The following is a 12210-nucleotide window of genomic DNA, read 5'->3' on the forward strand; positions in this document are numbered from 1 at the left end:
GGATGAGTCGTTTGCTGCTAATATCTATTTAGCAGCGACGATTATCCATTTACGGTAATTGTCAACACACCCTAGTACGCCTCGCCAAACCGCACCTATGTTAGAGAACTCAGTGCCATCGACTACGGTGGTTACCACTCCAACCTCTTAATATTTAAATTGACATTTTAAATCAGCACTTTAAATTGGCAACTGATGGCTTAACCTTTATGCAGCAGACCTTTATCCAAGCCTATCCTAAGTTACTGCAACCTTCAGTAGCAGTGGCGGGCTTGTGGCTAGCGCACGGTGATGAGCCTTTACTTCAGCAATGGCTGATTGATGCACTGCGGCCTCACTGGCGCGAGCAAAACTATGCTATCAAGCGCATTGAGCTTATATCGGTGAAGTCATGGCAGGAGGTATTGTCCGAGCTGAGTAGCTTATCATTATTCGATGACGCCAGCGCTTTGATTGTCACGGGTAACCACAAGCCTGATAAAGCCATCATTAGCGAGCTTGAGCGTTTTGCCATCGATGCGCAATCTGGCGCTCATAATCACAGCTTGTTATGGTTGACGCCGAAGCAAGATAAGCGCAGCCAAGCCAGCAAGTGGTTTGCTCCTTTTGCCAAGTACGGTCAAGTTATCGATGGTAACTTATACGATGAGCGCGCGCGTCAGCAGCTATTGCAAGTGCAAGCAGAGCAATTCGGTCTACGTCTTTCGCAAGAGGCTTGGCAACTATTGATGTCGCACACCGAACATCACCTACTAAGCGCTTATCAAACCCTTTGGCGTTTATCCTATCTGTTCGCTCCAAAGTTATCTAAAAATCATAGTGACAGTCTCAGTCCGACTACTGACGAAAACAATAGCGACTCAGCCCGTCATAAAAACCTAGCGTTAGATATCACTGACTTGCAAGCAGCGTTAGTCAGCGACGCGCACTTTAGCGTTTTTGACTTATCCGATGCTATGCTGGCGGGCAACAGCTCGCAAGTGGCGAAAATCATGTTTCAGCTACAAGCCACTGACGAGCCAACGACTTTGGTACTTTGGGCGATTAGTAAAGACATGCGGCTAATTATGGCGCTAATGGACGGTCAAGATCCGCAAAGCTTAGGAATTTGGCGCAGTAAGCAAGGCTTGTATCAAGGGGCTTGTCGTCGTCACTCCCCTGCGCAAACTGCCTTATGGCCGGATCTGCTGTATCGCTGTGATCAAGCCATCAAAGGGTTAATTCGCCAGCCCGCTTGGGAGCTTTTATTACAAGCCGCGCTTGAGCTATCAGGGAAAAGGTTGTTTGCTGTTTGATTGCTGACTAAAATAATGACCTAAACCTTTTTTTAATAAACCCTTATGTTGCAGCTACCTCGCTCTTCCTTAACCTTTCGCAAACTAATAATCATTTCAATTTACCCATGAAGTCTTTACTATAGTCAAAATTGTTTTGATTGTAAGTGGACTTTGAGCATGCGCAAAATCACCAAAAAATCAGCTGTAAAATGGGGCATCATCGCCTTAGTTGTGTTCGCACTTATTGTGCTGGCTTACAGAACTTTCAAACCCAAAGAAGAAAGCCCTAATTACATTACCGCCACCGCTGAGATAGGTGATATCGAAAACAACGTCATGGCTTCAGGTAAAGTCAAAGCGTTAAACACAGTAGACGTGGGAGCGCAGGTATCAGGGGAAGTCACTCGGCTTTATGTCGAAGTCGGAGATGAGGTCAAACAAGGCGATCTCATTGCCCAAATCGATCAAGTCACACAAAAGAACAATCTAAGCAATGAACAAGCCAGTCTTGAACAAAGCGAAGCCGCTATTCAAAGTGCTCAAGCCGAGCTTTTGAGTCGACAAGCCAGCCTAAAGAGCGCTTATGCCGATCTAGCCAGCCGTCAATCTGAATTTAAGCAAGCCCAATCTGACTTTGCGCGTCTCGAAGGCTTAGTTGCCATCAATGCCATCTCACAACAAGAATATGACACCCAAGCCACGAGTGTGGCAACAGCAAAAGCTGCGGTCGATAATGCTCGCGCCGCTATCGATACCGCTAAAGCCGCTATTACCACCACTCAAGCCAATATCAATAGCCAACGCGCCGCCTTACGCAAAGCACAAACTAACGTTAGTACCGCGCAAGAGGATTTGAGCTACACGACTATTCGCGCACCGATTACCGGCACGGTCGTCTCTATCACTACCGAGCAAGGCACCACCGTAAACGCCAATCAAACTGCGCCTACGATTGTGACCTTAGCCGATTTATCGATTGTACGTATCAACGCACAAATCTCTGAGGCGGACGTCATCAATGTCAAAGCAGGCATGCCCGTTTATTTCAATGTCATTGGCAACCCTGACGAAAAGTTTGATGCGGTACTTAAAGCCATTGAGCCTGCACCAGAAAACATTAGCGACACTAGCTCTACCGATTCAGCGATCTATTACGTTGGCTATATCGAAGTCCCCAATACCGAGCGCCGCTTCCGTATCGATATGACCGCACAGGTCTATATCGTCGTTAATGAAGCTGAAAACGCTCTATTAGTCCCTTCTGCTGCCCTACAGCCTGCTCGCGCTGGTAATAGAGCCACTGATAACTCTGGGCGGACTGTTGATAAGAATAATACTACCGATAACGCTTCTACCAGTGCTGGCATGGTTCGCGTGCTTAAAGACAATGGCGAAGTCGTTGAGCAACGCGTTACTGTTGGCATTAACAACCGTGTGAACGCGCAGATTTTAACTGGCTTAAGCGTAGGCGACGAGGTGATATTGAGTGAAGAAAAAGCAGGAGGTAGTCAAGGTGGTAGAGGGGGACGTCCCTTTTAACAGGTAATGTTAGCTAACCCACCAGTTAACGCAATTTACCTCAAGTGATATTGAACGTCTTACAACCCTTAAGCTTAGAGCACTATAAGTTTTAGACTCTCAGTAATTTTCTGATTTGATAAATATAGGTCGTCGTATCCATGGATCCCCTAAAAACCAACGCCAATAGCGTAGCAAGCGCGCCGCTGATGCAAGTTAAAGGCTTGATTAAAGAGTTTCGTGCGGGCGAGCAGACGATACGCGTGCTGCATGATATTGACCTTACTATTCATCAAGGCGAGATGGTCGCCATTATCGGTCAGTCAGGTTCTGGCAAGTCGACTTTGATGAATATCTTAGGCTGTCTTGATCAAGCGACCGCTGGTGAGTATCAAATATATGGACAGCCTGTGAGTCGTTTAGATGCTGATGAGCTAGCTAAGCTGCGCCGTGAGCACTTTGGTTTTATCTTTCAGCGTTATCACTTGCTTGGCGATATTAACGCTCGTGATAACGTCTCTGTCCCGGCCGTCTATGCAGGGATGGACGGACAAGCCCGTAGCGATCGCGCAGAGCAGCTACTAGCTGATTTAGGTCTCGCGGACAAGGTTAATAATCGACCCAACCAGCTCTCAGGCGGTCAGCAGCAGCGAGTCTCTATCGCCCGCGCCCTGATGAACGGCGGCGACATTATCCTAGCCGATGAGCCGACAGGGGCGCTGGATAGTAAATCTGGCGAAGACGTCATGGCCATCTTGCATGAATTAAAGTCGCAAGGCCATACTATTATCATGGTCACCCATGATCCCGGTCTTGCTCAGCAGGCCGAGCGTGTCATTGAGCTCAAAGACGGCTATGTGATTGAGGACTATCGTACCGAGCATTATCAGCAAACGGCAGTTGATAATAGAGTGCAGCCAGAGCCTATACTCAACAAGCATCGTAAAGGCAAGATAAGTAGCTTTATCGATCGACTGTTTGAAGCGTTCAAAATGTCACTGCTCGCGATGCGTGCGCACAAGATGCGTACGCTACTGACGATGCTTGGTATTATTATCGGTATCGCCTCAGTGGTCTCAGTCGTTGGCTTGGGCAAGGGCTCACAAGAGCAAATACTGGCCAACATCAGCTCCTTGGGTACCAACACCATTACCGTGATGGATGGCTATCCTTGGGGCGATCCGAGACGCCAGTACAATGATGACAACCTGACGCCGCAAGACGCGCAGGCGGTCGCTGACCAGCCTTATGTGGTTAGTGTCAGCCCGCAGCTCGACACTAACATGAGCGTGCGTTACCGCAATATTGAAGAGGCAGCTAGTATAAGCGGCGTGGGTGAAGACTACCTTGACGTCAGCGGTGAGACTTTAATTCAGGGTCAAGGGTTCGATGAGCAAAGCATTCTAAAACGTACGCAAGATATCATCATCGATGATAATGCTAAGCAGACTTTCTTCGCTGATAACGATAATCCTATCGGCGAGGTCGTCCTCATCGGTAGCGTGCCCGGCCGAATTATTGGCGTGCTCGCGCCTAATAACAGTGGGTTTGGTGGTCAAGTAGAGTCGCCTACTCTATACATGCCTTATACGACGATGATGTCTCGGCTCGTCGGTAGTCCCAATATTGAACGTTTTGTCGCCTTGATTGATAATAGTATTTCTTCATCGGCAGCTGAATCTGCGATTTCTACCTTGATGGAAGGTCGTCACGGTACCGATGATTTTCGTATTCGTAACTCAGACTCCATTCGCCAAACGATTGAATCTACTACCGGCACCATGACCCTATTAATCTCCTCTATCGCCATTATCTCCTTAATCGTCGGCGGTATTGGAGTGATGAATATCATGCTAGTCTCGGTCACTGAGCGCACCAATGAGATCGGCGTGCGTATGGCAGTCGGCGCTCGTCAAAATGATATCATGCAGCAGTTTTTGATCGAAGCTATACTGGTTTGTATCTTAGGTGGGTTGCTTGGCATTGGACTTGCCTTTGCTATCGGTGAGCTGATTAATAGTGTCGCTGGTGAAAGTTTCAAAGTCATTTATTCAACGACGTCTATTGTAGCCGCCTTTGTCTGCTCAACTTTAATTGGTGTTATTTTTGGTTTCTTGCCAGCGCGTAACGCTGCTAAGCTTGATCCTGTAGAAGCCCTTTCCAGAGATTAGTGCTGTGTCTATTATCGAAGCGAGAATATAAATTATTTCTAATTAAGTTGAATGTTTTAAAAAATTTATAAAATTTACGCTCAATTCATCATTTTTGCTCCTCATGGGGTTGTAATTATCACAGGAATATATATAATGTGCTCTCACGTTTAGGGATAGAAATTATCTAAGCGTGAATTAGAGAAAGCTTTGCGAATCACTTAATAATTAGACTTAAGTTGTTAGCAAGACTTTTAGAAAATCCTATTTAAAGGATTTTCTCTTGCAGAGCTAAAAAAGCAAGTTGAAGGTTTTAAACCTAGTTTGGATGCGTAGCTTTTAGAATTTACGAAAATGTAAATTCTCTTGCGCTCGGACGAAGCAGTGCTTCGTTTTATCCTCGCTCAGGACCGATAGCTCAGTTGGTAGAGCAGTTGACTTTTAATCAATTGGTCCCGCGTTCGAGTCGCGGTCGGTCCACCATTTTCAGTAGTATTCTTATTAAGTATTCTACCCTATTCGGTATTAGCTTGATGAGTTTAGTTTTAAATAATTTCCCTTTAAGGAAATTATTCTTGCGAAGCGGTTAAACAATCGATCGTAAGCAAAATTTTTAGAATTTTCCCTTTAAGGAAAATTCTCTTGCAGAGCTAAAAAAGCAGTGCTTTTTTTATACGCTCTTCAGGACCGATAGCTCAGTTGGTAGAGCAGTTGACTTTTAATCAATTGGTCCCGCGTTCGAGTCGCGGTCGGTCCACCATATTGCAAAAGCCCCGCTACTTTTTGGTAGTGGGGCTTTTTTTATTCTTTTATCCACTGCTTGTTTATCGATTGGACCTTTGACTAAGGAGTTTTGACTCTCTTACGAGCAAACTTCAGCTTGGGTATAGTAGTACTTAATATATTCCTTAACGACGTCTTACGCGGCTCTTTTGGCGCTCTTTTTATCAGAAGATCGAAGTCCTTATCACAAATCTTAACTCTCTTATCGTGTGCCAGTAATACAACCTCTGGCTGCAATGCTTTAATTTTGTTTAAAGAAGATCGATAAGCATCAGGTAAGGTAATCAGATAGGGAGACACAAATTTATCTCTGATACTCAAGATCAGATCTGCTGTATAAGCCTGCTTGGTCTGCGGGTGCCATAATGTTAAGTCGCGGTCTGTATGCCCTGGAGTTTCCAAAACGAGCCAGTCTTCAAAATTTGGTATAGAGTCACCTTCTTGAACTTCGATATCGACTTTTAAAATCGGGTCATACCAAACGTTAGCGATCGACTTTCCTTGCCTGTTAGCCACATAATAAGTTAAGCCCAAATCGTTTAGATGCGATATCCTACCAAGCACCCCTTGATACCAGGCTTCTTCAGATTTAGCACTAACGATTTCACAGCCGGTTTTTTGTTTTAGTAATTGGGCGCCGCCAGCATGATCAGGGTGCATATGAGTGACCATGACCGTTTTGAGCTGAGCTATAGGACGCTCTAAAGTATCCGTAATATAAGTTAAAATATTATCGACATCACATCGACATCCAGAATCCAGCAACAATAATTTATCAGGATAAACTGCCATATAAGTGGTCTGAATATACCCTTCAATCGCTACAATGTTTATTAAATCCATAACAACTCTCAATTTACTACAATGCACTAATCTATTTTAACGACTATTTATTTTAAGACTTACTTCGTAGTCTTACTTATTCATTTGCTTACCATTATAACGCTCAGTATCAAGTAATGAATTATATTCAGTGAACGCTTGTGAGCAAACTTTTTATTACCGCATAAAGTGAATCGGTCAGATGGTTGCAAGCTGATAAAATAAAAAAACTCAGCGCTTAGGCTGAGTTTTTCGTAATAATAGTTACTTAATAAGATTAAGCCAAATCACGAACCTTGGGCTCACGCTTCCATAGACGAGATTTTGCATTCTCAACAAAGCTATCAAGCTCTGCTAATGGCGTGACAAACTCGTCTTTTTCTACAGGAAGTTTACTTAAGATAAACTCCTCCGTTGCGCCGCAGTAAGCGATCGCTTTGCAGTGCGCATAAGCATCGGTGAACCAGTCAAGCGTCGAGCTGTCTTCAGCTAACTTTTTGGCTTGCTCTGGCATAATGATACTGACGATAGCATCGAAAAATACAGAGGGTGCACCAGCGACGCGTTCATCAGCTTGTACGCGAGTACCATCATCTAGCTCAACTTCTTTACTAGGGGCTACTATTTTTACCATACCACCTTGTTTTTTGACCGCGTCTTCGAATGTCTTAATCTGTTCATGGCTTGAACCTTTAGCCACTAAAATACCGACTAAGCGACCTTTTAATGATTTAGGCGTGCGTCCAATAGTTTGCAGAGGCTTGGATGTATCCATATCTTGTACGGGTGCTGCCGGTTCTGCCGCTTCTGGTAGCTCCATTCCTAGCGCGGTTGCCACACGGTCAGCCAAGTCTTCATCAATATTAATCAGATGACTGAGCACTCGTGCTCGGACATGTGCGGTATCCACTTTACCCAGCTCAAAAGCGTAGGCTGAAGCGATATGTGCCTGTTCTTCAGGCGTTTGACTGCGATAAAACATGCGCGGCTGACTATAATGATCAGCGAAGCTTTCAGCACGTACGCGGCCTTTGACGCCATCATCTAACTGCTCATGGAAAGACTCAAAGCCTTTTTCTACACTTTCACGCGGACGAGTAGGATCTAAGCTTTGCGGCTCATAGAGCACACGAGTCTTTGGCACTTGCATCTGCATATGACCATCTTGCTGATTATTAGCAAACGGACATTTTGGCGCATTAATAGGAATTTGTGCAAAGTTTGGTGAGCCTAGACGCGATAGCTGGGTATCTAAGTAGCTAAAGAGACGACCTTGCAATAACGGATCGTTACTGAAATCGATACCAGGAGGTAAATGAGAGGGGCAAAACGCCACTTGCTCAGTTTCTGCAAAGAAATTATCTGGATTGCGATTTAACACCATTTTACCAATGATTTTTACCGGTACTAATTCTTCTGGAATGAGTTTAGTCGCATCTAAATGATCGAATGGAAACTCATTGGCTTCTTCTTCAGTAAAAAGCTGTACACCGAATTCCCACTCAGGATACATCTCATTGTTGATCGCTTCAAACATATCACGGCGGTTATAGTCAGGGTCAGCGCCAGAGATCTTGACCGCTTCGTCCCAAGTTAATGACTGCACTCCAGCCACTGGCTTCCAATGGAAGCGTACAAAGGTGCTTTTGCCGTCTTTGTTGAGCAGACGATAACTATGAATACCAAAGCCTTCCATCATACTAAAGCTGCGAGGTATGGCGCGATCGCTCATTAGCCAAATAACATTATGCATAGTCTCTGGACTTAAAGAGACAAAATCCCAAAAGGTATCGTGGGCAGAAGCCGCTTGTGGAAAACCGCGATCCGGTTCAGGCTTTACGGCATGGACAAGATCTGGGAACTTCATCGCATCTTGAATAAAGAAAATCGGCATATTATTACCAACGATATCCCAGTTGCCCTCTTCAGTATAGATTTTAACTGAGAATCCACGTACATCACGTGGGGTATCTTTGGATCCTTTATTACCGGCAACGGTAGAGAAACGCGTAAATAGTGGTGTCTGCTTGCCCGTCTCGGTCAAAATCTTCGCTGTAGTGTAACCTTCCAACGATTCAGTCAGCTCAAAATAACCGTGCGCTGCACTACCACGCGCGTGAACAATACGCTCTGGAATACGCTCGTGGTCGAAATGATTGATTTTTTCGCGTAATACAAAATCCTCTAAAAGATTCGGGCCACGGCTACCGGCTTTCAAAGAATTTTGATTATCAGCGATGACCACACCTTGCTGTGTGGTCATCGCTTTAGTGTCATCGTCTGCGCGCTGATGGGTTTCACCACCATTTCCGCGGGCAGGATTCATATCTTTTGCGGGGTCAGTATGATCAATATTTGTTTTCATCATGCATCCTAGCTAGTTGTAAGAATTAGACTCTGATAAGAGCGAAATTTAATTCTACTGAACTCATTTAGGTTTTACATGATAATACCTGTTGATATTTGGTTAAAGTTTGCAGCTATCAAAAAACGCTTGTGGTACTTTATTCATAGATAAATTGTTTGTTTAGGTCGTATTATCACTTTAACCATAGCAACGTAATAGATTTTGAACATTCCGTAATTTTGCAAAGGATAAGATAATACTGTCTTGCCGCTTGCGAAGAATGACAGAGTCAAAGTTATTTTTAACCTATTAATTACCTCCTCTAACGATTCTCTAGTACCGTTTGAGGACATGCCTTAGTCTTTTCACCTTTCTCCACTACGTTATGAGGTCGCTTATGTTATCGAATAATAGTTGTCAATCTAGTTACTCTCGCTACCCTTCTTTGCAAACTATGCTTGCTGGGTTATCAGTCAGCGCTCTTGCGCTCGTTTTTAGCCAAAGCGCTGCTGCTATTACTACAAAAGATATCAGCTATACAGTAGACAACCAACCTTATCAAGGATATTACGCGCAAGCGGATAGACCTGACGCCCCTTTTATATTACTCATTCATGATTGGGACGGTTTGACGGATTATGAGAAAAAGCGCGCGGATATGCTAGCGAGCGAGGGCTACAATGTACTAGCGGCTGATATGTTTGGTGCAGGCATTCGCCCTACCGAACTTGAAGACAAAAAACGGCTCACCTCTGAGCTATACGACGATCGTAGTAAAATGCGGCGCCTGCTTGCCGGTGCTCTAAATACAGGACAGGCGCAAGGCAATAATGTCCGCGCAGGCGTAACGATGGGTTATTGCTTTGGTGGCGGCGTTGCGCTCGAGCTTGCAAGAGCAGGATTTGAACAAAAGGCTTTTGTACCTTTTCATGGAGGACTCGAAACGCCAACCGGACAATCTTATGATAAAACCAAAGGAGAGATATTAGTCTTTCATGGTACCGCCGACAAAGCGGTTCCATTAGAGGACTTCACCACCCTTGGCAAAACTTTAGAGGCCAGCAAGGTACCACATGAAATGATTACCTATAGCGGCGCGGTGCATGCGTTTACTGATTTTAATAACCCAGATAGATATGATGCACGGGCCGATAAGCGTTCTTGGAATCGCTATTTAGACTTTCTAGCTCATACTTACCAGTAAAAATAAAATAACTGATGACAGTAGCTGACGACTTAAAAGGTAGCATTTAATCTAAGCGCTACCTTTTACTTGGCACTTAGGTTTTCATAAAAACCAAGATTTGATTATTCGCTGGCATTTGGTATTCATCACTTAATTTTAGATTATGCTGTTTTGCTAGAGCGACAACATCTTCTTTATCGCGAATACCGCTGTTAAGATCGCGCTGCCTCAAAGACAAATCAAAGCTTTGATTGCTAGCGCTAGTATAACGTCCGTGTTCATTAAAGGGTCCGTATATTATTAGCTTACCCTTTAACGGTAATGCTTCTCCGGCCAATTCAAATAGCCTCTGAACTAAAGACCAAGCCATAATATGCAAAGTATTGGCGGTAAAAATAGCGTCGTAAGGTGAACTATCTTTCAAGCTGGGCATCGGATCTATCGCTAGATCGAACGCTAATGGTGCATGCAAATTAGATGCAGGATAACTATCATGCCAAGCTCGAATCACTTGATGATTGTCAATCACATCACTGGTTTGCCATTGTATGTGCGGCAGATTCTGCACGAAGTAAACACTATGCTGACCTGTACCTGAACCGACTTCCAATACATGAGTAGAGTCTTGTAATTGTTTTTGTAGCACATTTAAGATGGGTTGTTGATTATTTTCACAAGCTTGTGAAAATGGCAGTCTGTCTTGGCTACTAATATCAGTATTACCTAAGTTATTTTTATTCATAATACTATCTTGTAATAGAGTTTTAAGAAAATCAGTCTAATAAATACCAGCTTCGACTCCAGCAGCTAGAGTCATCGCAAGCTCTTCCACCTGCTCCGTAAACGCCTCTTGCCAATCGCCTTTCAAGATAAGCGTATCTTGAATTTGATTCCAGCGTAGACCGGTGATAATGGTTTTCATCGCTAGTTTAGTTCCCGTACCATCAAACCCCGCTCGGATATATAACGCAAACGGCATACCTTGCTTATGCTCTAATACGGCATAATAACAGCGATCAAAGAAGTCTTTGGTAAGTCCTGCCATATAAGACAGATTTTCAGTCGTGCCTAACAATAAGGCATCGGCTGCCAGCACGTCCTCAGGCTGCGTATCTTGCGGTGACTTTAATATCACTTTGATATCAATATCAGAGTGATTGGCACCATCGTAAGCGGCCTGTGCCAACTTCTCAGTATTTTTTGAGGGCGCATGAGCAACGATAAGTAAAGTTTTAGTAGCCATGTTAGTCACCATTATAGAGATTACTGGTTCTTAAGTTATTAGTTCTTAGAATGAATAGTTACCTTTTGCATAATATCAGGATGGATACTTTTGGCAACAGGGCACGTGAGCGCGGTGTTATAGAATATCTTTTGCGTTTTTTCGTCAAGCTGCTGATTAAAAGTGATTATGACATGTATTTCACTGACCCGTCTTGGATCAGCAGCCATCACTTTGGTTACCTCGCTCGTAGTACCTGCTATATCTACGCCCATATCACGCGCTTTGATACCAATGATGGTCAACATACAACTGGCTAGGCTAGTCGCTAATAGATCCGTTGGCGAGAACGCTTCGCCTTTACCTTGGTTATCCGTTGGCGCATCAGTGATGATTTCATTGTTTGATTGCAGGTGGATAGCGGTAGTACGTAAATCACCTTGATAGCTTACTTTTGAAGTGGTCACTCTTCATCCTCTTAAATGAATTAATTTAAATACATAAATAGTGTAATGGAATGACTGCGTAATAACTAGTCGCTAATTAATAAAGCAAAACTCTAAAATGATATAAAAAAAGCCCTCAACAAATTAATGTCGGGGGCTTTTAGGGTATAGAGAGCTGACGATGACCTGAGAACCGTTAAAAAATTGCATGCCAAACTGTGAGCGCAGCTCTTGTCTTGCGTCGGGCGAAACAGTGTTTCGCTTAATCCTCCTAAAGTTCGCAAGAGAAAACACTTTCAATAGCGTTTTCTGGTAGGTCACATGGTGGTTGAGAAATTAAAGGTAAAAAAAAGAGCCACCCGGTTAAGGATGACTCTTCTTAGAATAGAGAGCTGACGATGACCTACTCTCACATGGCCGGAGCCACACTACCATTGGCGCAACGATGTTTCACTTCTG

At 44.1% G+C, this 12210-nt stretch carries 9 protein-coding genes and 2 tRNA genes; 6 read left to right on the plus strand and 5 right to left on the minus strand.

All coding sequences use genetic code 11. From position 1 onward, the window contains the following. Positions 1-209 precede the first annotated feature (209 nt). From ACS8FD_RS12485 to ACS8FD_RS12505, 5 genes are all read left to right on the plus strand, one after another. The gene (locus tag ACS8FD_RS12485) at positions 210-1295 is read left to right on the plus strand and encodes a DNA polymerase III subunit delta (RefSeq protein WP_439276154.1); all 1086 of its coding nucleotides are present in this window, start codon (positions 210-212) and stop codon (positions 1293-1295) included. Between the two features lie 159 nt (positions 1296-1454). Continuing rightward, entirely contained in the window at positions 1455-2816 is a 1362-nt protein-coding gene (locus tag ACS8FD_RS12490) for an efflux RND transporter periplasmic adaptor subunit (protein WP_439276148.1), read from the plus strand. A gap of 140 nt (positions 2817-2956) precedes the next feature. Beyond that, a complete protein-coding gene (locus ACS8FD_RS12495) occupies positions 2957-4966 on the plus strand; it encodes a MacB family efflux pump subunit (RefSeq protein ID WP_439276149.1) in 2010 nt (669 codons plus the stop codon). Between the two features lie 386 nt (positions 4967-5352). Continuing rightward, positions 5353-5428: transfer RNA gene (locus ACS8FD_RS12500), tRNA-Lys, on the plus strand. A 201-nt stretch (positions 5429-5629) separates the two neighbouring features. Continuing rightward, a tRNA-Lys gene (locus ACS8FD_RS12505) sits at positions 5630-5705 on the plus strand. An 83-nt stretch (positions 5706-5788) separates the two neighbouring features. Here ACS8FD_RS12505 and ACS8FD_RS12510 read toward each other — a convergent pair. Then, entirely contained in the window at positions 5789-6571 is a 783-nt protein-coding gene (locus ACS8FD_RS12510; RefSeq protein WP_439276150.1) for an MBL fold metallo-hydrolase, read from the minus strand. Between the two features lie 256 nt (positions 6572-6827). After that, a complete protein-coding gene (locus ACS8FD_RS12515) occupies positions 6828-8915 on the minus strand; it encodes a catalase (RefSeq protein WP_439276155.1) in 2088 nt (695 codons plus the stop codon). 436 nt (positions 8916-9351) lie between these two features. Here ACS8FD_RS12515 and ACS8FD_RS12520 point away from each other — a divergent pair, with 436 nt between their 5' ends. Next, on the plus strand, positions 9352-10101 hold the full coding sequence (locus ACS8FD_RS12520) for a dienelactone hydrolase family protein (RefSeq protein ID WP_439276156.1): 750 nt from the start codon (positions 9352-9354) through the stop codon (positions 10099-10101). Between the two features lie 76 nt (positions 10102-10177). Here the strand turns inward: ACS8FD_RS12520 and ACS8FD_RS12525 are convergent, their stop codons facing one another. From ACS8FD_RS12525 to ACS8FD_RS12535, 3 genes are read right to left on the minus strand one after another with little or no spacing between them, the layout of a single operon-like run. Continuing rightward, positions 10178-10825: a DUF938 domain-containing protein gene (locus ACS8FD_RS12525; RefSeq protein ID WP_439276151.1), complete on the minus strand. Its 648-nt coding sequence runs from the start codon at positions 10823-10825 to the stop codon at positions 10178-10180. 36 nt (positions 10826-10861) lie between these two features. Next, a complete protein-coding gene (locus tag ACS8FD_RS12530) occupies positions 10862-11326 on the minus strand; it encodes a flavodoxin family protein (protein ID WP_439276152.1) in 465 nt (154 codons plus the stop codon). Between the two features lie 38 nt (positions 11327-11364). Continuing rightward, on the minus strand, positions 11365-11772 hold the full coding sequence (locus ACS8FD_RS12535) for an OsmC family protein (protein WP_439276153.1): 408 nt from the start codon (positions 11770-11772) through the stop codon (positions 11365-11367). Positions 11773-12210: the final 438 nt, after the last annotated feature.

This window comes from Psychrobacter sp. 1U2 (genome assembly GCF_051847575.1).